Here is a 19,516-nt window from a genome sequence, read left to right as displayed (position 1 = left end):
GGCCGCAGCCTCGCCTTGCCCGTCCCGCGGCTGCGGGCTATAGGCCCTGCCATCCCATGGACCTCGCCCAGAAGAGCGCCCTCGTCATCGGCGCCGGTGGCCTCGGCGGACCGGCGCTCCTGGTGCTGGCGGCCGGCGGGGTGGGGCGCCTCACGGTCATCGACGACGACGCCGTCGAGACCTCCAACCTGAACCGGCAGCCGCTCTTCGGCGAGGCCGACCTGGGGCGCCGCAAGGCCACCGCGGCCGCCGAGCGGCTGCGCGCCCTGCACCCGGGGCTGCGGGTGGAGGGGCTGGACCGGCGCTTCGACGCCGCCGGCGCCGAGGCGCTGGTCCGGGCGGTGGATCTGGTGGTGGACGGGTCCGACAACTTCGCCACCAAGTTCCTGGCCAGCGACGCGGCCACCCGCTGCGGCAAGACGCTGGTGCACGGCGGCGTGCTGCGCACCACCGCCCAGATCCTGACGGTCGTGCCCGGGCTGTCGGGCTGCGTGCGCTGCCTCTTCGAGGGCCCGCCGCCGCCCGGCCAGGTGCCGTCCTGCGCCGAGGCCGGCATCGTGGGGGCGCTGGCCGGCCACGCCGGCGCGCTCATGGGCGCCGAGGCCTTGCGCCTCCTCTCGGGCGAGCGGGGTGCCTACGCCGGGCGCCTGCTGGTCTTCGAGGCCCGCACCGGCCGCTCCCGCCTGGTGCTGGTGCGCCGCCGCCTCGGCTGCCCGGCCTGCGCCGGGACCCAGCCCCTGGCCGACGCCGCGGCGCCGGCCTGCGCCGCGCCCGCCGGCGGCCCCGGCGCCGGGGGAGCGGCGTGAGCGCCGCGGCGCGCCTCGACCTGCGGGACTCCTCCTGCCCCATCACCTGGGTCAAGACCCGCATCGCGCTGGAGCGGCTGGCCCTGGGCGAGGTCCTCGAGGTCTGGCTGGGCGAGGGCGAGCCGGCCGCGTCGGTGCCGCGCACCGCCGAGGAGGAGGGGCACCAGCTGGTGGCGCTCGAGCCGCTGGCCGCGGGGCCCGGCGCGGCCATCCGCCTGCTGGTCCGCAAGGGCGCGCCGCCGCCGGCGCTGCCGTGAGGGAGTCGACATGCCGGTGACGGTCTTCATCCCCACCCCGCTGCGCGGGCTGACCGGCAACCGCAGCCAGGTGGCCGCCGCCGGCGCCACCGTTCGCCAGGTGCTCGACGACCTCAGCCGGGCCCACCCCGGCCTGCGCGCCCGCCTGCTCACCGAGGACGGCGCGCCGCGCCGCCACCTGGGGCTCTTCCTCAACGACGAGGACGTGCGGGCCCTGGGCGGCCTCGACGCGGCGGTGCGGGAGGGCGACGAGCTCCAGCTGGTGCCGGCCATCGCCGGCGGCGCCCCGGAGCTCACCGAGCACCACATCGCCCGCTGGGCGCGGCAGCTGCTGGTGCCGGGCTTCGGCGCGGCGGGCCAGGAGCGGCTCATGGCCGCGCGGGTGCGGGTGGTGGGCGCCGACGCGGTGGCCGGGCCGGCCCTCGTCTACCTGGTGCAGGCCGGCGTCGGGAAGCTCTGGCTCGACGACCCGGACCTGGTCGGCCCCGCCGACCTGGGCGGCTGGCTCTACGGGCCAGAGGCGGCCGGCCGGCCGCGCGTCGAGGCGGCGGCGGAGGCCCTGGCCAGGCTGTCGCGGTTCGTGGTGGTGGAGCGCTACCCGGCGGGAGGGGTCCCCACCGCCACGCTGGTGGTGGCCTCCTCGGCCGCACAGGCCCTCGGCTCGGCCGAGCCGGCTCGCCGCGCCCGGGTGCCGCACGTGGTGCTGGAGGCGGACGGCGACGGCGGCGCCTTCGTGTCGGTGCCCCCCGGCGCCCCCTGCTACGCCTGCGGTCGACTCTCCACCGGCAGCGGCCGCCCCCCCTCGCCGGGCGCGGCGGCCCTGGCGGCCCTGGCCGCGCAGGAGCTGCTGCTGCTGATCGCCGACCCCGGGGCGGTGACCGGCCGGCGCGTCGAGATGATCCGCGGGATCTCGGCCCACCGGCCCACCGCCCGCCTCCCCGGCTGCGCCTGCAACCCGCCGCCACCGCCCGGTGCAGCCGCCGGCCCCCCCGGTCCCGGCGAGGGAACCGCCGGGTCGGCAGGACCGGCCGGAGCCGGCCAGGGAGCCGTCCCGGGTGGACCGGCTGCCTGAGGAGCCGCTGCAGGCGGCCGTGCCCCGGCTGGTGGCGCTGGCCGAGGCGGAGCCCGGGCGCGAGGCCTGCGGGCTGGTGGTGGCGCTCCCTGGCCGACCCCCCGAACCGTGGCCGTTCGCCAACGCCGCCCCGGACCCGAGCCGCCGCTTCGAGCTGGCCCCGCGCGACCTTCTGACCGCCCTGACCCGCCTGGATGAGCTGGGCGGGGCGCTCCTGGCCATCTACCACTCCCACCTGTCCGGAGGTCCCGGCCTGTCGGCGGCCGATCTGGACGCCGCCCTGGCTGGGGGGCAGCCGCTCTGGCCTGGGGTGGCGCAGCTGGTGGTGGCGCTGGAGCAGGGGCGGGCGGTGGCGGTGCGCTGCCACCGATGGGCCGGTGCGTCCTTTGAGGGGCGAGACCTCTGGCGCGCCCCGGGCGGGGCGTGCGTCCGCGACCCTCCACCGTAAGCGGCTGCCATCAGGCTGGAAAATGATCGGTGAGGGGCTGCGGCGATTTGGCAAGAGGCGTGGCGACCTGTATACTTTGGGTTCACACTCGTGCGAGGTTCGAATGGAACTGCAGCAGAGCCCTGGGTTCGTCCTCTGGCTCACCGGCATGAAGAAGGCCGGCAAGACCACCCTCGCGACCCAGGTCGCCCAGCGCCTGGCCCTGGCGGGCCGCCCGACCCAGCTGCTCGACGAGGACGGTGAGGCCAAGTTCCTGCTCGAAGGGGTCGGCGGGGGCAAGGACGGCCACGCCGAGGTGGTGAAGCGGTTCGGCTACGTCGCCAAGGCGGTCGCCAAGGCCGGCGGCATCGCCGTCTGCGCCGCGCTCTCGCCCTACCGCGACGCCCGCGAGGCCCTGCGCAAGGAGTCCCGGCGCTTCGTCGAGGTCTTCGTCGACGCGCCCATGGAGACCCTGCTGCAGCGCGACGGCAAGGAGGGGCTCTACCGCAAGGCCCTGGCCAGCGAGATCCAGGGGGTGGCCGGCGTGGACCTGCCCTACGAGCCCCCGGCGCACGCCGAGCTGATCGTCCGCACCGACCTCGAGCCCCTCGACGCCTGCGTCACCCGCGTCTTCCAGTCGCTGGTCGACGGCAAGTTCATCGGGCCCACCGAGTTCGGTCGGCTCACCGGCGGGCTGAAGCCGAAGCGCAAGTCCACCCGGCAGCCGCCGGCGCCGAAGACCGCGCCGGCCGCCAAGGGCGCCAGGCCGGCCGCCAAGGCCGCCCCCGCCAAGGCCGCCCCCGCCAAGGCCGCCAAGGCCGCCAAGGCCGCGCCGGCCAAGGGAGCCAGGCCGGCCGCCAAGGCTGCAGCCAAGCCGGCCGCGGCCGCCCGCAAGGCGCCCAAGAAGGCCGCCGCGCGCACCGCGCGGCGCTGAGCCAGCGCGGGGCTATAAGCAGGGCGTCATGGAGCCCTCCCTCGACGCGCTGCGGAGCGACTCCGCGCCGAAGCTGGCGGCGCTGCGGGTCTCCCTGCGGGGCGGCGGCGGCGCGCTGGTGGCCTTCTCGGGAGGCGTCGACTCGACCTTCCTCCTGGCGGTGGCGCGCCAGGAGCTGGGTGACCAGGTGGTGGCCCTCACCAGCCACTCGCCCAGCGTCCCGGCCAGCGAGCGGCTCGAGGCCAGGGCCCTGGCGCGGCGCCTCGGCGCCCGCCACCTCGAGGTGGAGAGCCGCGAGGGCGACGACCCGCGCTACGTCGAGAACTCGGACCAGCGCTGCTACTTCTGCAAGGCCGAGCTCTACCGCCTGTGCCGCGAGGCGGCCGCGGGGCTCGGGCTCGGCGCCGTGCTCGACGGCTTCAACGCCGACGATCGCCGGGACCACCGCCCCGGTCACCGCGCGGCCGGCGAGGCGGGGGTGCGCTCGCCGCTGGCCGAGGCCGGCCTCGGCAAGGCCGAGATCCGGGCCTGGAGCCAGGCCCTGGACCTGCCCACCTGGGACAAGCCGCAGCAGGCCTGCCTGGCCTCCCGCCTCCCGTACGGCACCCCGGTGACCCCGGCCCGGCTGGCCCAGGTGGAGCGGGCCGAGGCGGCGCTCCGGACCCTCGGGCTGCGCCAGTTCCGGGTGCGTCACCACGGCGAGGTCGGGCGGGTGGAGGTGGCCGAGGAGGAGCTGGAGGCGGCCTTCGCCCGGCGCGCCGCCCTGGCCGCGGCGGTGAAGGCCGCGGGCTTCAAGGCCGCCGCCCTCGACCTCGAGCCCTTCCGCTCCGGCCGCCTGAACGAGCTGGCCGGGCTCACCCTCCCGGTGGTGCCATGATGAGAACCCTCGCCGTCGTCGCCGCGCTCACCGGAACGCTCCTCGCCCTGGCGGCGCCGGGCCAGGCCGCCGCGCTCGAGCCGCGCTACGACCACCGCGACCAGCGGGGCGGCCTGGTGGCCCTGGAGTACTGGCGGGAGGCCGTCTCCGTGAGCGGGGAGGCCTCGCTCACCACGGTCAGCCCGCGGCTGCGGCTCGGCTGGGGCTTCGACGTCTCGGGGGAGGGCGATGAGCTCCTCTTCGGCGGCGCGGCCAGGCTGGACGGCTGGGACGATCCGGAGGGCAAGCGCTTCCTCTTCGGGCTGGACGGGCGCTACCGCGGGTACTTCGGGACCGAGGAGCTGAAGACCTTCTTCGAGGTCGGGCTGTGGGCCGAGCTGAAGAACCGGCTGGCGATCGGGCCTTTGGTCGGGGTGGGACTGGCGTACGACCCGTCGCGGGCCTGGGGCGGCTTCGTCTCGCTCGGCTTCGCGACGGCCATCGGCGAGGCCCGGATCGCGGCGCTCGGCCTGTCGGCCGGCGTCCAGCTCCGCTTCGACTAGCGCCGACGCTCAGGTCAACCTTCCTGCCCCCTTTAAGGGGTAGGCCTGTCAACTATTCTGCGGCTGGGAAACTTTCTTGCGAGGTGGCTATCGGGTGGTAGCGTGTGTGCAAACGTAATCATTTGTATCCAGGAGCCCACATGACCGCCCCGCTCGAGACCACCCAGATTCCCGCCGACAACCAGCCCCGACTGGAGCCCATGCTGGTTCGGCTTCCGCCCGCCTTCGCCGCCGAGCTCCGAAATCTCGCCAAGAAGACGCGGGTTCGGCAGTCCGACTACCTGCGCGAGGCGGTGGCCGACCTGCTCGCCAAGTACGGGCATCTTCCCGCAGTCGACGAGGCCGACGGCGCCCACTGAGCCAGACCGCATGGGGTGAATCAGCCCCATGGAACCATCCCGGGAGGGTAGCTCACGCGAGCCAGCGTGAGGCCCCATCCGGGAGCTCGGACCCCGCGGTATCGACCGCGGGCCGCCAGGAGGTCCGCCAGCTCGGTGGTCGGCGCGAGCCCCAGGCCGGCCGCCACGGCCGTCCCCACCAGGTTCCGCACCATGGCGCGAAGGAACCCGCGCCCCTCCAGCACCACCGCCACCAGCGGCGCCCCCTCGGAGACCAGCACCTCGGCGCGCGTCACCTCGCGCACCATGCTGCGCTGGTCGCCGGGCCGGGCGAAGGCGGTGAAGTCGTGCTGGCCCACCGCGTGGGCCAGCGCTGCCCGCATGGCCCCAGCGTCGAGCGGCCTGGACCCCACGCCGGGGAACCCCCGCTCGTCCGGCAGGGTCCAGGACCAGGGCGCCAGCTCGGGCGGTGGCGGGGTCCCCACCAGGTAGACGTAGCGCCGCCCCAGGGCCGAGGCCCTGGCGTGGAAGCTGGGCGGCACCCGCGCCGCCTCCAGGCACAGGAGCCCCTCGGGCGCCGCCTCGTTGATCGCCGATCGCAGGGCGTCCAGATCCAGCGCCGCCCGGGCCCCGAAGGTCACCACCTGGTCGAGGGCGCTGACCCCGGCGTCGGTGCGCGCCGCCACCTCGAGCTGGGCCTTCACGCCCAGCCGCAGCAGGCCGGCCTCCACCGCCTCCTGCACGGTGGGCAGGCCAGGCTGCCGCTGGAAGCCGCGGAAGGCCCGCCCGTCGTAGAGGAGGCGGAGTGCGTAGCGGCGTCGTTCCACGGCATGGTAACTTCAGCACGCTTCGGAGGCGGGCGCGAGCCGCGGCTCGAGGCGCTCCCTGGATGGCCCCCGACGCAAGAGCCCCGCCCGTGATCCTGGACCCCGCCCTCGACGGCGGCGAGTGGCTGTTCCAGCGCGACGGGCAGGTCTACGGGCCGGTGGAGGGGCGCCGCCTGGCCGAGCTCCTCTACCAGGGCGAGCTCTCGGCGGTCACCCTGGTCTCGAGCGGCGACGGCGCCTGGCGGCCGCTGGTGCAGGTGGACGTCTTCCTGGTCCACGTCCGCAAGGCCGAGGCGGCCGCGCGGGTGGAGCAGGAGGTGACGGGGCGGCGCGTGCTGCAGGTGCGGCGCCAGCGCACCCGGGTGGCCGGCCTGGCGGTGGGGGCGGTGGCGGTGGTGGTGGCCGCGGGCGGCGTGGCCTTCCTGGCGTCGCGCGGGCCGGCCAGGCGCGACCCGCTGCTCGACGACTTCGGCGCCGGCATCACCATCGCCGCGCCGGCGCGGGTCGGGGTGGCGCGCCGCGCCGATCCGGCCGAGGTGGAGGTGGCGCTCGATGGCCCTGGCCCGCGCGCCGCCCCACGGCCGGCGGGCGGGGGCGGGGCGGCCCGGGACGCCGCGGCGGCGCGAGGCCCCTTGGCCGCGGCGGAGGCCGGGCTGGTGGAGTCGCGCTTCGACGAGGGGCGCATCCAGTCGGCCGTGGCGGCGCAGCAGCGCTCGCTGGTCCCCTGCCTGCGCGCCCAGGCGGCGCGCAGCCCGGACGTGGAGGGCGAGGTGCCGCTGGAGTTCACCATCGGGAACGAGGGGCGGGTGGTGCGCGTGGCCGTGATGGATCCTCGCCTGCGGCAGGGGCCGCTGCGCGACTGCTTCGAGCAGGTGCTGGCCGGCTGGACCTTCGATCGGTTCCCCGGGGAGCGCCCCACCGTCTCGCTGACCTTCCGGGTCGGGCCGTGAGCGGCGCCGCCGACACGCTGGCGGCCCGCGCCGACGCGCTGCCGCAAGGCTCGCTGCGCCGCCGCGCCATGGAGGGCGCCCGCCGCTTCAAGGCCGCCTGGGTCGAGTTCGCCCGCCTGCTGGCCGAGGTGCGGCGGGACGAGTCCTGGCGGGAGTGGGGGTACCCCAGCTTCGATCGCTACTGCGCCGGGGAGCTCTTCATCAAGAAGGCCACCGCCGACAAGCTGACCGCCAGCTACGGCTTCCTGGAGCGGCACGAGCCCCGCATGGCCGAGGGGACGGGCGACGAGGCCGCGCCGGCCTTCGAGGTCATCGAGGTGCTGTCGCGTGCCGAGGCGGCCGGGCGGCTCTCCGAGTCGGGGTGGCGCGAGCTCCGCGAGGAGGTGCTGGAGCGGCCGCCGTCCGCGGCGGCGCTGGCCCGCACGCTCACCGAGCGGCTCGGGCCGGCCCCGGCGCCGCCCAGGCCGCCTCGCCAGGAGCGGCTGGCCCGCCTGGCCGCGGCGGCCCGCCGCCTGGCCGAGGCCTGCGCCGCCGAGGGGTCCCTGCCCAGGCCGGTGACCGCCCGGGCCGAGGCGCTGGCCGACGAGCTGGAGGCGCTGATCGGCAGGTCCTGAACCGGCATCGCCCGGGGGCGGCGCGCGGGTCCCGGCGCCCGCCCGTCGGGGCGGCGCGGGGCGGGCGCCCGCCCCGGCGCGGTGTTAAGAGGCTCCGGTCGGCCGGGTTTTCCGGCGGCCTCCAGATTCTGCTACCATCCGCCGGACGAGGGACCACGAGTGAGCCGCAAAGAGCACCACCACGGAAACCTCTCCTGCTCGTTCTGCGGCAAGGGCCAGCGCGAGGTGCGCAAGCTCATCGCCGGGCCGACCGTCTACATCTGCGACGAGTGCATCCGCCTCTGCAACGACATCATCGCGGAGGAGGCCGAGCGGGAGGAGGGGCGCCCCAGCGTGGCGCTGCCGACCCCGGCCGAGATCAAGAGCTTCCTCGACGACTACGTGGTCGGGCAGGACCGGGCCAAGAAGGTCCTCTCGGTGGCCGTCTACAACCACTACAAGCGCGTCTACTCGCGCAAGGCGCCCCGTCCGCCGCGCCCCGGCCAGGCCCGGGCCGCCAGCGACGACGTCGAGCTGCAGAAGTCCAACATCCTGCTCATCGGCCCCACCGGCTCGGGCAAGACCCTGCTGGCGCAGTCGCTGGCCCGCTTCCTCAACGTGCCCTTCACCATCGCCGACGCCACCTCGCTCACCGAGGCCGGCTACGTGGGCGAGGACGTCGAGAACATCATCCAGAACCTCCTCCACAACGCGGACTACGACGTGGAGAAGGCCGGCCGCGGCATCGTCTACATCGACGAGATCGACAAGATCGCCCGCAAGGGCGACTCGCCCAGCGCCACCCGCGACGTGGGCGGCGAGGGGGTGCAGCAGGCGCTCCTCAAGATCATCGAGGGCACCCGCGCCAACGTCACCCCGCGCGGCGGCAAGAAGTACAACCAGCAGGAGTACATCCAGGTCGACACCTCGAACGTGCTGTTCGTGGTGGGCGGGGCCTTCTGCGGGCTGGAGCAGGTCATCAAGCGCCGCGTCGGCGTGAAGGGGCTCGGCTTCGGGGCCAAGATCGAGCAGAAGGAGGAGGCCAGCCTCGGCGAGATCCTGGCGCGGGTCGAGCCGCAGGACCTGACCCGCTTCGGCATGATCCCGGAGTTCGTGGGGCGCCTGCCGGTCATCGCCACCCTCACCGACCTGTCCGAGGACGACCTGGTCACCATCCTCACCCAGCCCAAGAACGCGCTGGTGAAGCAGTACCAGAAGCTCTTCGACCTCGAGAAGGTGAAGCTCTCCTTCACGCGCGAGGCGCTCCGGGCCACGGCGCGCGAGGCGATGCGGCGCAAGTCGGGGGCGCGCGGCCTGCGCGCCATCCTCGAGAACGCCATGCTCGACATCATGTACGACGTGCCGTACCGGGAGGGCGTCAAGGAGTGCAAGATCACCGACGGCGTCATCCTGAACCGGGAGCCGCCGGTCCTCTCCTTCGAGAAGGAGAAGAAGCTGGCCTGAGGTGGCGGGGCCCGCGTGGCCCCGGGCGCGTCGCCGGTTCGCACACCGTGCCCCCCGGGCACCGCGACCCGGTGCGCAACCCTCCGGGATCAGGCCGCTTCGGTCCGGCATCGCTCTTGCTCTCCGGTGTGTGACGCCGCCTGCCCACCTCCCGGGAGGGAGCCTGGCCTGCGGCTGGAGGCACCATGACCAAGACCACCCTGACTGCGCTCACCCTGGCCGCCGCGGCGCTCCTCGCCGGGCCGGCCGACGCCCAGGACCGCGGCTGGGACGACGCCGGCGAGCTCGAGGAGGCCTGGCCCGACCAGGGCCGCAGCGCCGACGACGACGGCTTCGACGTCTCCATGGAGGACGAGGGCGGCGTCTCCCTCTCCACCTTCCAGGAGCCGCTCTCGCCCTACGGGGCCTGGCAGGACGTGCCGGGTCACGGCGAGGTCTGGCGCCCCAGCGTGCCGGCCGGCTGGCGCCCCTACTACTACGGCCGCTGGGAGTGGACCACCGAGGGCTGGCTGTGGGTCTCCGACGAGCCCTTCGGCTGGGCCACCTACCACTACGGCCGCTGGAGCTTCGACCGGGGGCTGGGCTGGTTCTGGGTGCCCGGCTACCAGTGGGCGCCGGCCTGGGTGAGCTGGCGGTACAGCGGCGACGTGGTGGGCTGGGCGCCGCTGGCGCCGGGCCTGTCGCTCTACGTCACCGACTTCGCCTTCGTGGACTTCCACTGGACCTTCGTGCCCACGGTGCGGTTCTGCGGCACCCCGGTGTACGGCATCGCCTACGCGCCCGGCCACGCCGGCCGCTGGTACCACGCCACCCGCCCGGCGCCGCCGCGGCCTGGGTACCGCCCCGAGCCGGGCCGTCCCCGCCCGCCGCAGCCGTCCTGGGGTGGACCAGCGCCGCGCTTCGTGGAGGATCGCTCCGGCCGACCGGTGCGGCCGGCCCGCATCGTGGCCGCCCCCGGTCCCGCTGGCGGCCGGGTCCGCCCCGGCGAGATCGGGGTCTACCGGCCCGAGGCCCGCCAGGACCGCGGCCGGGGTCGCGACGTCCTCCCCGGCGCCGCCGCGCGGCCGCGTGGCTTCGACGATGGCCGCGACCGCGGCGGCAGGTGGGAGGGTGGCGCGGTGCGGCCTCGCGGCGGCGACGAGCGCCGCGCGCCGGACCGGCGCGACGGCTCGCCCAACGGCCTCCTGCCCCGGCGCGGACAGGACGCCCGGCCGGCCCCGGCGCCACAGGGCGGGGAGCGGTTCGACCGCGGCGGGTCAGCCCGGCCGTGGGAGCGGCCGGCGCAGGCCGCTCCGGAGCGGGGCGGCAGCGCTCCGCCGGAGCGCCCGGCCCCGCGGCTGAGCCCGCCGCCGCAGCGGGAGCCCACGTCCACCCCGGCGCCGGCGCCGCAGCGCTTCGACGACCGGGGCGGGCGCAGCGGCGGTGACCGCAGCGGCGGTGACCGCGGCGGTGGTGGTCGCGGTGGCGGCGACCGCGGCGGTGGTCGCGGCCGCTGAGCGAGGACGGCGCTGCCCGAGGGCGGCGCCGAACCCTCGGCGCGGGAGGTGCGGCGCGGCCGAGGCCGAGGCCCGGCCGGCCGCTCAGGCCGAGGTCACCCGCACGGTGGTCTTCATCTGCCGCCCGGTGTCGAGGTCGCGGGCGCTCATGGTCAGGATGCCCTCGACGTTCACCTCGAAGAGGATCTCGAGCTGGGTGGTCCCGGTCCGGGCGGGCCGGACGCCGCTGAAGGTGAACTCGCCGAGCAGCTCGTTGTGCCGGGTGGCCGGCTGGTCCCCCTGGAAGATGCGCATCACCAGCTCGGTCTGCTGGTCCACCGAGTTGGTGGCCCGCACCGCGCGGGCGTTGGGGATGGCGGCGTTGCGCGGGAAGACCACGTGCATGGCCCCGCCGGCCTGCTCCAGGCCGATGGCCATGGGGATGACGTCGAGCAGCTGCAGCTTGAGGTCGCTGTTGTCCTGCAGCGAGCGGCCGTAGAGCGCCGCGCCGATGGCCACCGCCTCGTCCGGGTGGACGCCCTTGGAGGGCGGCTTGCCGAAGAAGCGGGTGAGCCGCTCCTGCACCGCCGGCATGCGGGTCTGGCCACCCACCAGCATGATCTCGTCGATGTCGGCGGCCGAGACCCCGGCGTCCACCATCACCGCGCCCAGGATCTTGAGGCTGCGATCCACCAGCGGCTGGGTCAGCTTCTCCAGCAGCTTGCGGTCGAACTTGACCTCCATGTTGAGCGGCTGGCCCTGCGGCGTCATGGTGATGAAGGGGATCGAGAAGGGCGCCTCGGCGCGCGCCGACAGGTCGATCTTGGTGCGCTCGGCCAGGTCCTTGATGCGCTGCATGGCCACCGGGTCGGTGGACAGGTCGATGCCGTGCTTCCGCTGGAAGTCGTCCAGCACGTGGCGGATCATGGCGTTGTCGAAGTCGATGCCGCCCAGGAAGATGTCGCCCCCGGTGGCCTTGACCTCGAAGACCCGGTCGCGGATCTCGATGATGGAGACGTCGAAGGTGCCGCCGCCCAGGTCGTAGACCAGCCTTAGCCTTCGATGCCGTGGTCCAGAACCCGCTGGTCGAGCCGCTTGCCGATGCCGTAGGCCATGGCGGCGGCGGTGGGCTCGTTGATGATGCGGACCACCTCGAGATCCACCAGGCCGCCGGCCTCCTTGACGGCCTGGCGCTGCCGGTCGGTGAAGTAGGCCGGCACCGTCACCACGGCCCGCCGCACCTTGAAGCCCAGGTGATCCGACGCCACGTCGCGGATCTTGGCCAGGATCTTGGCGCTCACCTCGTGGACGTGGAAGGCCTTGCCGTGGCAGTCCACCTCGACGTCGTTCTGGCTGCCGGCGTGGACCTGGTACTGGACCGAGCCCTGCACCGACTCCACCACCTCGTCGCGCGGGGCGCGGCCGATGAGCCGCTTGGTGGCGTAGAGGGTGTTGCGCGGGTTGAGCTGCCACTGGCGCTTGGCCTCGTGGCCGATGAGCTCGTTGCCCTTGTCGTCGATGGCGAAGATGGACGGGATGATGTAGTCGCCGCCCTTGTAGGGGACGAGCCTCACCTGACCGTCGCCCGAGGCCACGGCCGCGCAGGAGTTGGTGGTGCCGAGGTCGATCCCGATGATGGTGTCGGGGGGGAGCTTCTCCATGAGTGGACCGAGCGTACTACGGCGGCGCGTCGCGCGGGCGGGCGCGGCGCCGCGCCGCGGGGGCGGCGGTCACCGGGAAGGGGGGGGCGCCTGGTGGCCGGGCGGCGCCGGCGGATCGCCCGGCGGCGGCGGGAAGGCGCCGGGCGGGGCGGCGGTGGCCGGAGCCTGGTCGGGCGGCGCCCCGGTGCGGAGCATGATCCACCAGGCCACGCCGTCCGGGCCGAGGCCGGCCCGCAGCGCGCAGCCGGGCGCCAGGGCCAGCGGCGTGGTGGCACCCCCGGGGAGGTAGACGAGGGTGTTGCGGTCCCAGCGCACCTCGACCGGGCCGGCGGCGCCCGCCACCGAGGCGGCATGGCGCCGCTGGTCGACCGACAGCACCGTGCCGCCCACCACCCGGTCCGGCGCGGCGGGCGCGGGCGGGGCGGGGGCGGCCCCCCCCGACGGCGGCGTGGCCGCCTGGCCGGCCGGGGGCGCCGACGGCCGGACCGGCGCCGCCCCGGCGGCGGGCGCCTCGGCCCGCGCCCCGGCGAGCGTGAGCAGCGAGGCCACCAGCGTGGCGGGCCAGCGGCGGGCGGGCATGCCCGGCATGGTAGCCGGACCGACGGCCCGCGCGCCGCCTCCTTGGGGTACGATGCCGCCCCTTCGCCAACCCGCCGCCCCCGAGGAGGAGGCCCGATGGACTCGCGCGTCAGCTGGGACGAGTACTTCATGAACATCGCCCGGGTCGTCGCCACCCGCGCCACCTGCGATCGCAAGCACGTGGGCGCCGTGCTGGTGCGCCACAAGACCATCCTCTCCACGGGCTACAACGGCTCGATCCGGGGCCTGCCCCACTGCTCGGAGGCCGGCCACATGATGGAGGAGGGCCACTGCGTGCGGACGGTGCACGCCGAGGCCAACGCCATCATCCAGGCGGCCAAGAACGGGGTGGCCATCTCCGGGGCCACCATCTACACCACCGCCTCGCCCTGCTGGCCGTGCTTCAAGGTCATCGCCAACTCCGGGTGTGCCCGCATCGTCTTCGGCGAGTTCTACCGGGACAACCGGATCTTCGAGTACGCCCAGCAGATCGGCATCGAGCTGGTGTCGCTGGACGTGCCGGCCAAGCCGGACCTGCAGCCCGCCGACACCGGCGCCCCTCACCCGGTCACCGGCCCGAAGACCGCCGCTGGGAAGGCCGCTGGGAAGGCCGCTCCGCGGAAGGCCGCGCCGGCCCGGGCCCGCCCGGCCGGGGGGGGCAGGGCAGCTGCCAGGCGGCCGCCGCGGCGCTGACCGCCGCTCCCGTCAGAGCCTTGAATCCGGCCCGGCCTCGCCCCATCTCACGCCCCGTGCCTCCGACGACCCCCCCCGTGTGCTGGCCGAGCCGCGGCGCCGCCTTCATGGGCGCCGATCCGGCCACCCTCTGCGCCGACCGGGGCTTCGTCGCCGCCCTGGGGCTCGACGTGGCCGATCCGGCCGCGGCGCTGGCGACCAGGGCCGGCGCGGACGGCGGGCTGGCCCAGCTCCTGGCCGGGGACGGCGGCGGGGTGGCCGAGCTGGTGGGGGCCGGCGGCGACCGCCTGCTGCTGGAGTACCACCCTGTCCCCGGCGGGGCGCTGCTGGTGCTGAAGTCCCCGGGCGACGCGGCGCGTCTCGAGCTGGCCGGCCTGGCGCTCGGCCTGGCGGGCCTGGCGGGCGGGCTGGCGCACGACATCCGGAACCACCTGAACGGCATGGCCCTCCAGCTGGAGCTGCTGTCGGAGAAGCTCGGCGAGGCGGGAGCCGGGGTGGGGGGGCACCTGGCCGCCCTGCGGGACCAGGTGACCAGGGTCGGTGAGGTGGTGAGCCGCTACGCCGAGGTGGCCGACCCGGAGGCGCCGGAGGCGCCGCTCGACCTGGGGGGGGCGCTGGCGGGCCTGGCGGTGCTCTTCGGCGCGGTGGCCCGCCGCCGCCACGTCCGGCTGGAGCTGGCGGCGCCTCCCGGGCTGGCCGGCACCGCCGCGCCGACGGCGCGGACCCTGGCCCTGCTGGTGGGCCTGCTGGGGCGGGCGGTGGCCGAGGCACCCCACGGCGGCGTGGTGGCGGTGCGCACGGCGGGCGGGGCCGGCGTGGTGACCCTCTCGGTGGCCCACGCGGTGGGTGCCGAGGGTCCGGACCTCGGCTATGACAGCGGGATGGCCGCGCAGGCGGCCAGGGCGCTGGGCGGGGCGCTGTCCCGCCGGGTGGTGGACGGGCAGGCGCTGGTGACGCTGCAGCTGCCGGGGGTCGAGCGGTCATGAGGTACCGGGTGCTCATCGTCGACGACGACGCCGAGGGGCGGGAGGCGCTGGCCGAGCTGACGGCCCGCTGGGGCCACGACGTCCAGACGGCGGTGGACGGCTCGGAGGCGCTGCGCCGGGCCATCGAGTGGCACCCGGACGTGATCCTCTCCGACCTGGTCATGCCCAACATGGACGGGCTCTGGCTGCTGCGCGCCCTGCGCGCCGAGCTGCCCGACTGCCCGGTGGTGCTGCTGACCGGGCGCGGCTCCATCCAGATCGCCGTGCAGGCCATCAAGGAGGGCGCCTGGGACTTCATCGAGAAGCCGCTCGAGATCCCCCGGCTGCGCATCGTGCTGGAGCGGGCCCTGGAGAAGAAGGAGACCATGCGCGAGGTCCAGCTGCTGCGCCGGCGGCTGGCGGCGCTGGCCCCCGGCACCGACATGGTCGGGTCCGGCCCGGCCATGCAGAAGGTCTTCGAGCTGGTCAAGAAGGTGGCCCCCTCGGCCGCCAGCGTGGTCATCGGCGGCGAGAGCGGCACCGGCAAGGAGGTGGTGGCGCGGGCCATCCACAACCTCTCGCCGCGCAAGGACAAGGCCTTCGTGGCGCTCAACTGCTCGGCCATCCCGGCCACGCTCATCGAGTCCGAGCTCTTCGGGGCGGAGCGGGGGGCCTTCACGGGCGCCGACCAGCGGCGGCTGGGCTGCTTCGAGCTGGCCCACAACGGCACCCTGTTCCTCGACGAGATCGGCGAGCTGCCCTCCGAGCTGCAGGCCAAGTTCCTGCGGGTGCTGGAGGAGCGGCGCATCCGCCGGCTGGGCGGCCGCGCCGAGGTGGAGGTGGACGTGCGGGTGCTGTGCGCCTCCAACCGCGATCTGAAGGAGGAGATCCGCCGGGGCCGCTTCCGCGAGGACCTCTTCTTCCGGCTGGGGGTCTTCTCCATCGCGCTGCCGCCGCTCAAGGAGCGCCGCGAGGACATCCCGCTGCTGGTGCAGCACTTCATCGCCAAGTTCAACGCCGAGACCGGCAAGCACGTGCAGGGGCTGACGCCCCAGGCCCAGGAGGTGCTGCAGGGCTACGCCTGGCCGGGCAACATCCGCGAGCTGCGCAACACCGTGGAGCGGGCCATGATCCTGGCCGACGGCGAGCTGCTGGGCGAGGAGCACCTGCCGCCCGACATGTCCTCGAGCGGGCCGGAGGCGGCCGGGCTGCGCCTGGCCATGGGGCTGCCCCTCGACCTGGTGGAGAAGGACTACATCCTGGCCTCGCTGCAGCGGAACGGCGGCAACAAGGCGCGCACCGCGGAGCTGCTCGGCATCAGCGAGAAGACCCTCTACAACAAGCTGAACCGCTACACCGCCGAGGCCCGCGGCCGGGCCGGCGAGCCCGGGTCCGGGGGCTAGCGCCGGCGGCGGCGGAGGTCGGTCGAGGCGTCGCCGCGCAGGCGCGCCACCCCCAGCCGCACCGTGCCGCGCCCGGCCCGCTTGGCGGCGTAGAGGGCCCGGTCGGCCGCCTCCACCATGGCCTCGCCGTCGGCGTCGGCCCCGAGCGCCGCCACGCCGAGGGAGGCGCCCACCGCGGCCGCGGCGCGCCCCGGACCCAGCCGCACCGCCGCCAGGCCGCGCCGGACCCGCTCGGCCAGCAGGCAGGCCTCCTCGGCGGAGGTGTGGGGCAGGAGCAGCAGGAACTCGTCGCCGCCGGCGCGCGCCGCGAAGTCGGTGTCGCGCAGGCCGCCCCGCAGCACCGCCGCCATGCCCTGCAGCGCCTGGTCGCCGGCGGCGTGGCCCAGCGAGTCGTTGATGGCCTTGAGGTGGTCGAGGTCGGCCATGACGCAGGCCAGCGGCGTGCCGTAGCGGCGGGCGCGCCGCAGCTCCTCGTGCAGCCGGGCCTCCAGGGCGCGCCGGTTGGGCAGGCCGGTCAGGGGGTCGGTCTGGGCCTCGTCGCGCAGCGCCCGGGTGGCGCGCGCCAGGTGGATGGCCTGGTCGAGCCGGGCGGCCAGCTCGACGGGGGAGCAGGCCGGGGGGAGGAGGTCGGCGCCCAGCTCCAGGGTGCGGAGCCGGGCCGCCTCGCCCGCCGGCGCGGTCAAGAGCAGGGTGGGGAGCTCGGCCGACGCCACGTCGGCGCGCAGCCGCTCCAGCGTGGCCAGGGCGTCCGCGCCCGGGGCGGCCAGCGCCAGCAGCGCCGCGTCGAACCGGCCGGACCGCGCCGCCTCCAGGGCGGCCGCGGCGTCCTCGGCGTGGACCGGCTCGTGGCGCGGGGCCAGCGCCTGGGCCAGCGCCTGGCGGACCACCGGGTCCTCCGAGGCCACCAGCACGCGGGGGCGCCCGCGCGGGCCGGCGCGCCGCCCCGGCTCCAGCGGGTGGGTGCGGGCCCGGGCGAAGGCGTGGGCGCAGAGCGCCGCCACGCGGGCCAGGTCGAGGTGGCTGCCGCCCGAGAGCCGCAGCGCGCCGGCGCCCGGCGCGATGGGCACCAGCGCCACGCCGTCCTCCACGTGGGCGTGCTCGCCGGTGGCCAGCGGGGACGGGGAGGGCACCACCCGGACCCGCCACCCGAGCCCGGCCCGCAGGGCCCGTCCCAGGCTGCGCGAGGCGGACAGCGGCGAGAGGTCGGCGGCCTCGACGAGCGCGTCGAGCAGCGGGGCCAGGGTGTGCAGCGCGCGGGAGGTGGCTGGCGCGCCGCGCGGGACGCGACCACGGCGGGCCTGGCCGGCGCCACCGCTGCGCCCGCCCCCCGTCCTGGTCCCGGCACGCCGCCCCGGCGCGGTCGCCACGATCCACCCCCTCGTCGAAGTCTAGGGCCGTTCCGGCGCGGAGCGGAACCTCCCGGGCGGTACCGCCCCGTCGGCCCGCGGCGTGTCCCGCGGGCGCGGGGTGCGGCGCCGTGGCGCAATCGCGGCTATCCTCTCCCCTGGAGGAGGGCGGCAGCATGACGACGCGAGAGCCGGTCGAGATCTTCGGGAAGGACGCCTGCCCCTACACCTCGGCGGCGCTGGCCGACTACCGGGCGCGCGGCGTCCCGGTGACCTACCACGACGTCACGCGCGACCCGGAGGCCATGCGCCGCTTCCTCGAGCTGTCGGGCGGCGAGCGGCAGGTGCCCCTGATCCTCGAGCGGGGCCGGACCTGCGCCGGCTTCGGGGGATCCTGAAGGGTCTAGGTGGCCCTCGGTCGAGGGCCAGGGACGACGGGCAGGCCGGCCGCTCAGCGGCGGCGGAACAGCTGGCGGCGGCTCCGGTTGGCGGCCGGATCCATCTGCGCCGGCGGCGCCTCCAGCCGGAACTGGTACCACTGCATGTCGTAGAGCTTCCAGAGCCGGAGCTTCTTGCCGTTCTGGAGCGACTGCAGCGAGTCCTTCAGCTTCTCGTCCTTGGGGCTGGCGGCCACGGCGCGCCCGAGCACGCGGATGGCCTCGTCGTGCCGCCCCTCCTTCTCGAGCACCCAGGCGTAGATCGACCAGGGCAGCCCCTCCTTGGGCCCCACCCCGACCGCCTGCTCCAGCAGGTCGAGCGCGGCCGGCACGTCGCGCTTGCGGTAGCGGGCGCAGGCCAGCACGGCGCGGATGGTCCAGTCGCGGTTGAGCAGCTTGCCGACCGCGCCGACGGGGCAGCCCCGCTCCAGGTCCGGGAGCGAGGCGTCCAGGTCGCCGGCGAAGTAGCGGTAGATGCCCATGCCGCCGTACACCTGCGAGGCCACGCCGAACTGCCAGGGGGCGAAGGCCAGCCCGCCCTTGAGGACCTGGATGGCCGGCTCGATGCGCCCGGACTTGAGCTCCTCCATGAGCCGCCCCTGCAGCTCGTCGAACTTCTTCCGGATCCGGAAGGCGATGAAGACGTAGAGCGCCGTGGCGACCACGAAGCCGGGGAACACGGCGGCCACCCAGCCGTAGCTGGTGCCGAAGGCGACGGCCACGGCGACCAGCGCGCCGGCGGCCAGGCTCAGGATGAGGTTGTACATGGGGGCTCCGGGGTTCGGCGCGGAGCCATACACGCCGGCTCCGCCCGCCGGCAAGGGGAAAAGGCGCGGTTGGCCCTCCCCGGGCTCGAACCGGGACGGGGGGTTGCCCCACTCGATTTTGAGTCGAGCGCGTCTACCGTTCCGCCAGAGGGCCGCTCGCGCCTGGCATCTCGGGGCACCCTAGCAAGAAATTGAGATTGACGCAGCGAGAAATGGGATACCATTGCATTCGCCGGATTTGCCGATCGACTCAATCCCGAACCAATCCGAGCCGGAGAGACCCCATGGCCCGCGCACCCGTCTCGCTCGACGACATCGTGAAGAACGCCGTGGAGGGCGTGGTGCAACGCACCGCCACCGCCATCGCCCGGACCATCGCCGACCTGGTGGCCGCCCGCCTGGAGGCGGAGCTGAAGAAGGGGGCCGGCAAGGCCGTCCGGGGGCGGGCCGCCAAGGGCCGGGTGGCCCGGCCGCGCGCCGAGCTGACCCGCTGGGCGGCCGACAAGCGGGCCCGCCGCGTGCCGACCTTCGTCATCGAGCAGACCGGCCTGAAGACCAAGAAGGCCATCGTGGCCAAGTACGGCGAGAACGCCACCTTCGAGAAGGGCAAGCCGGCGCCCAAGCCCCGGTAGCCGTCCGCCGCCGCGGCCGTCGCGGGCGCGGCAGCCTTGCGCGCTAGGTGCTGGACGCGCCGCCGCTCGAGCCCGAGCCGGCGGCGCCGCCTGAGGGGGCGCTGGGCGCGGGCGCGGCCTTCGGCGCGGGCGCCGGCGAGGCCGGTGCCGCCGTCGAGGCCGGCGAGGCCGGCGAGGCCGAGTCAGCCTTGGCGGGAGCGGCCGGGGTGGCCCCGGCGTCGCCGGGGGTCTCCGGCTTGACAGCGGCCGGCTTCTCCTTCGGCGACGAGTAGAGGTCGGCGTACCAGCCGCCCCCCTTCAGCTGGAAGCTGGTGCGCGAGACCATGCGCGCCACCCGGCCGCCGCACTCGGTGCAGGCGCCGGGGGGTGGATCGCTCACCTTCTGCATCACCTCGGTGAGGCGACCACAGGACTCGCAGACGAACTCGTAGATGGGCACGATGGGGATCCTAGGTGAGGGCGGCTGGCCGG

22 protein-coding genes, 1 tRNA gene and 1 pseudogene are annotated in these 19,516 nt (G+C 75.6%); 17 read left to right on the top strand and 7 right to left on the bottom strand.

What is annotated here, in order from left to right:
* Window positions 1-56: 56 nt before the first annotated feature.
* The 8 genes from IPO09_08135 (at window position 57) to IPO09_08100 (ending at window position 5,274) form a co-directional block, all read left to right on the top strand.
* Entirely contained in the window at window positions 57-806 is a 750-nt protein-coding gene (locus IPO09_08135) for a HesA/MoeB/ThiF family protein (protein ID MBK9517306.1), read from the top strand.
* Window positions 803-1,063, top strand: a complete 261-nt coding sequence (locus IPO09_08130; protein ID MBK9517305.1) for a sulfurtransferase TusA family protein — start codon at window positions 803-805, stop codon at window positions 1,061-1,063. The genes IPO09_08135 and IPO09_08130 overlap by 4 nt, the downstream gene beginning before the upstream one ends.
* A 10-nt stretch (window positions 1,064-1,073) precedes the next feature.
* Window positions 1,074-2,135, top strand: coding sequence for a ThiF family adenylyltransferase (locus IPO09_08125; GenBank protein MBK9517304.1), 1,062 nt, complete (start codon window positions 1,074-1,076; stop codon window positions 2,133-2,135).
* Window positions 2,119-2,583 carry a Mov34/MPN/PAD-1 family protein gene (locus IPO09_08120; protein MBK9517303.1) on the top strand — a complete coding sequence of 155 codons (465 nt, stop codon included), beginning with the start codon at window positions 2,119-2,121 and terminating at the stop codon, window positions 2,581-2,583. The genes IPO09_08125 and IPO09_08120 overlap by 17 nt, the downstream gene beginning before the upstream one ends.
* Window positions 2,584-2,686: 103 nt before the next feature.
* On the top strand, window positions 2,687-3,496 hold the full coding sequence (locus tag IPO09_08115; protein ID MBK9517302.1) for an adenylyl-sulfate kinase: 810 nt from the start codon (window positions 2,687-2,689) through the stop codon (window positions 3,494-3,496).
* A 28-nt stretch (window positions 3,497-3,524) separates the two neighbouring features.
* Complete coding sequence (gene larE / locus IPO09_08110) at window positions 3,525-4,373, top strand: ATP-dependent sacrificial sulfur transferase LarE (protein ID MBK9517301.1); 849 nt, start codon at window positions 3,525-3,527, stop codon at window positions 4,371-4,373.
* Window positions 4,373-4,915: a hypothetical protein gene (locus IPO09_08105; protein ID MBK9517300.1), complete on the top strand. Its 543-nt coding sequence runs from the start codon at window positions 4,373-4,375 to the stop codon at window positions 4,913-4,915. Before larE ends, IPO09_08105 begins: the two co-directional genes overlap by 1 nt.
* A 140-nt stretch (window positions 4,916-5,055) precedes the next feature.
* The gene (locus IPO09_08100; protein ID MBK9517299.1) at window positions 5,056-5,274 is read left to right on the top strand and encodes a ribbon-helix-helix domain-containing protein; all 219 of its coding nucleotides are present in this window, start codon (window positions 5,056-5,058) and stop codon (window positions 5,272-5,274) included.
* Between the two features lie 20 nt (window positions 5,275-5,294).
* Here the strand turns inward: IPO09_08100 and truA are convergent, their stop codons facing one another.
* On the bottom strand, window positions 5,295-6,080 hold the full coding sequence (gene truA, locus IPO09_08095) for a tRNA pseudouridine(38-40) synthase TruA (protein ID MBK9517298.1): 786 nt from the start codon (window positions 6,078-6,080) through the stop codon (window positions 5,295-5,297).
* 62 nt (window positions 6,081-6,142) lie between these two features.
* Here truA and IPO09_08090 point away from each other — a divergent pair, with 62 nt between their 5' ends.
* The 4 genes from IPO09_08090 (at window position 6,143) to IPO09_08075 (ending at window position 10,583) form a co-directional block, all read left to right on the top strand.
* Window positions 6,143-7,030: an AgmX/PglI C-terminal domain-containing protein gene (locus tag IPO09_08090; protein MBK9517297.1), complete on the top strand. Its 888-nt coding sequence runs from the start codon at window positions 6,143-6,145 to the stop codon at window positions 7,028-7,030.
* On the top strand, window positions 7,027-7,644 hold the full coding sequence (locus IPO09_08085) for a hypothetical protein (protein MBK9517296.1): 618 nt from the start codon (window positions 7,027-7,029) through the stop codon (window positions 7,642-7,644). Before IPO09_08090 ends, IPO09_08085 begins: the two co-directional genes overlap by 4 nt.
* 159 nt (window positions 7,645-7,803) lie before the next feature.
* Window positions 7,804-9,087 (top strand): ATP-dependent Clp protease ATP-binding subunit ClpX, encoded by a 1,284-nt coding sequence (gene clpX / locus IPO09_08080; GenBank protein ID MBK9517295.1) that lies wholly within the window; start codon window positions 7,804-7,806, stop codon window positions 9,085-9,087.
* A gap of 185 nt (window positions 9,088-9,272) precedes the next feature.
* Window positions 9,273-10,583 (top strand): hypothetical protein, encoded by a 1,311-nt coding sequence (locus IPO09_08075; GenBank protein MBK9517294.1) that lies wholly within the window; start codon window positions 9,273-9,275, stop codon window positions 10,581-10,583.
* Window positions 10,584-10,667: 84 nt separating this feature from the next.
* On the opposite strand, the pseudogene IPO09_08070 reads toward IPO09_08075, so the two are convergent.
* A pseudogene (locus IPO09_08070) lies at window positions 10,668-12,223 on the bottom strand (Hsp70 family protein).
* 69 nt (window positions 12,224-12,292) lie between these two features.
* A complete protein-coding gene (locus IPO09_08065; GenBank protein ID MBK9517293.1) occupies window positions 12,293-12,802 on the bottom strand; it encodes a hypothetical protein in 510 nt (169 codons plus the stop codon).
* A gap of 96 nt (window positions 12,803-12,898) precedes the next feature.
* On the opposite strand from IPO09_08065, the gene IPO09_08060 reads away from it, so the two are divergent.
* From IPO09_08060 to IPO09_08050, 3 genes are all read left to right on the top strand, one after another.
* On the top strand, window positions 12,899-13,495 hold the full coding sequence (locus IPO09_08060; protein MBK9517292.1) for a cytidine/deoxycytidylate deaminase family protein: 597 nt from the start codon (window positions 12,899-12,901) through the stop codon (window positions 13,493-13,495).
* A gap of 77 nt (window positions 13,496-13,572) precedes the next feature.
* Window positions 13,573-14,481 carry a HAMP domain-containing histidine kinase gene (locus IPO09_08055; protein MBK9517291.1) on the top strand — a complete coding sequence of 303 codons (909 nt, stop codon included), beginning with the start codon at window positions 13,573-13,575 and terminating at the stop codon, window positions 14,479-14,481.
* Window positions 14,478-15,863 (top strand): sigma-54-dependent Fis family transcriptional regulator, encoded by a 1,386-nt coding sequence (locus IPO09_08050; GenBank protein ID MBK9517290.1) that lies wholly within the window; start codon window positions 14,478-14,480, stop codon window positions 15,861-15,863. The genes IPO09_08055 and IPO09_08050 overlap by 4 nt, the downstream gene beginning before the upstream one ends.
* On the opposite strand, the gene IPO09_08045 is transcribed toward IPO09_08050, so the two are convergent.
* Complete coding sequence (locus tag IPO09_08045) at window positions 15,860-17,230, bottom strand: diguanylate cyclase (protein MBK9517289.1); 1,371 nt, start codon at window positions 17,228-17,230, stop codon at window positions 15,860-15,862. The two genes, IPO09_08050 and IPO09_08045, sit on opposite strands and share 4 nt — an antisense overlap.
* Before the next feature lie 155 nt (window positions 17,231-17,385).
* Here IPO09_08045 and IPO09_08040 point away from each other — a divergent pair, with 155 nt between their 5' ends.
* The gene (locus IPO09_08040) at window positions 17,386-17,607 is read left to right on the top strand and encodes a glutaredoxin family protein (GenBank protein MBK9517288.1); all 222 of its coding nucleotides are present in this window, start codon (window positions 17,386-17,388) and stop codon (window positions 17,605-17,607) included.
* Window positions 17,608-17,660: 53 nt separating this feature from the next.
* On the opposite strand, the gene IPO09_08035 is transcribed toward IPO09_08040, so the two are convergent.
* Both IPO09_08035 and IPO09_08030 read right to left on the bottom strand, forming a co-directional pair.
* Window positions 17,661-18,413 (bottom strand): tetratricopeptide repeat protein, encoded by a 753-nt coding sequence (locus IPO09_08035; GenBank protein MBK9517287.1) that lies wholly within the window; start codon window positions 18,411-18,413, stop codon window positions 17,661-17,663.
* 70 nt (window positions 18,414-18,483) lie between these two features.
* Window positions 18,484-18,567, bottom strand: a tRNA-Leu gene (locus tag IPO09_08030).
* A gap of 130 nt (window positions 18,568-18,697) precedes the next feature.
* Here IPO09_08030 and IPO09_08025 point away from each other — a divergent pair.
* The gene (locus IPO09_08025) at window positions 18,698-19,045 is read left to right on the top strand and encodes a hypothetical protein (protein ID MBK9517286.1); all 348 of its coding nucleotides are present in this window, start codon (window positions 18,698-18,700) and stop codon (window positions 19,043-19,045) included.
* Between the two features lie 43 nt (window positions 19,046-19,088).
* On the opposite strand, the gene IPO09_08020 is transcribed toward IPO09_08025, so the two are convergent.
* The gene (locus tag IPO09_08020; GenBank protein ID MBK9517285.1) at window positions 19,089-19,484 is read right to left on the bottom strand and encodes a zinc ribbon domain-containing protein; all 396 of its coding nucleotides are present in this window, start codon (window positions 19,482-19,484) and stop codon (window positions 19,089-19,091) included.
* Window positions 19,485-19,516 lie beyond the last annotated feature (32 nt).

The sequence above is a fragment of the Anaeromyxobacter sp. genome (assembly GCA_016718565.1).
Taxonomy (GTDB): Bacteria; Myxococcota; Myxococcia; order Myxococcales; family Anaeromyxobacteraceae; genus JADKCZ01.
This window is presented reverse-complemented; position numbering and strand designations above follow the sequence as displayed.

Bases quoted from the DNA above. Each gene is read 5' to 3' on its own strand.
- larE (MBK9517301.1), top strand. From the start codon at position 3,525: ATGGAGCCCTCCCTCGACGCGCTGCGGAGCGACTCCGCGCCGAAGCTG.
- IPO09_08075 (MBK9517294.1), top strand. From the start codon at position 9,273: ATGACCAAGACCACCCTGACTGCGCTCACCCTGGCCGCCGCGGCGCTC.
- IPO09_08040 (MBK9517288.1), top strand. From the start codon at position 17,386: ATGACGACGCGAGAGCCGGTCGAGATCTTCGGGAAGGACGCCTGCCCC.
- IPO09_08090 (MBK9517297.1), top strand. From the start codon at position 6,143: ATGGCCCCCGACGCAAGAGCCCCGCCCGTGATCCTGGACCCCGCCCTC.
- IPO09_08105 (MBK9517300.1), top strand. From the start codon at position 4,373: ATGAGAACCCTCGCCGTCGTCGCCGCGCTCACCGGAACGCTCCTCGCC.
- IPO09_08125 (MBK9517304.1), top strand. From the start codon at position 1,074: ATGCCGGTGACGGTCTTCATCCCCACCCCGCTGCGCGGGCTGACCGGC.
- IPO09_08060 (MBK9517292.1), top strand. From the start codon at position 12,899: ATGGACTCGCGCGTCAGCTGGGACGAGTACTTCATGAACATCGCCCGG.
- IPO09_08065 (MBK9517293.1), bottom strand. From the start codon at position 12,802: ATGCCCGCCCGCCGCTGGCCCGCCACGCTGGTGGCCTCGCTGCTCACG.
- IPO09_08115 (MBK9517302.1), top strand. From the start codon at position 2,687: ATGGAACTGCAGCAGAGCCCTGGGTTCGTCCTCTGGCTCACCGGCATG.
- IPO09_08050 (MBK9517290.1), top strand. From the start codon at position 14,478: ATGAGGTACCGGGTGCTCATCGTCGACGACGACGCCGAGGGGCGGGAG.
- IPO09_08025 (MBK9517286.1), top strand. From the start codon at position 18,698: ATGGCCCGCGCACCCGTCTCGCTCGACGACATCGTGAAGAACGCCGTG.
- IPO09_08135 (MBK9517306.1), top strand. From the start codon at position 57: ATGGACCTCGCCCAGAAGAGCGCCCTCGTCATCGGCGCCGGTGGCCTC.
- IPO09_08035 (MBK9517287.1), bottom strand. From the start codon at position 18,413: ATGTACAACCTCATCCTGAGCCTGGCCGCCGGCGCGCTGGTCGCCGTG.
- IPO09_08100 (MBK9517299.1), top strand. From the start codon at position 5,056: ATGACCGCCCCGCTCGAGACCACCCAGATTCCCGCCGACAACCAGCCC.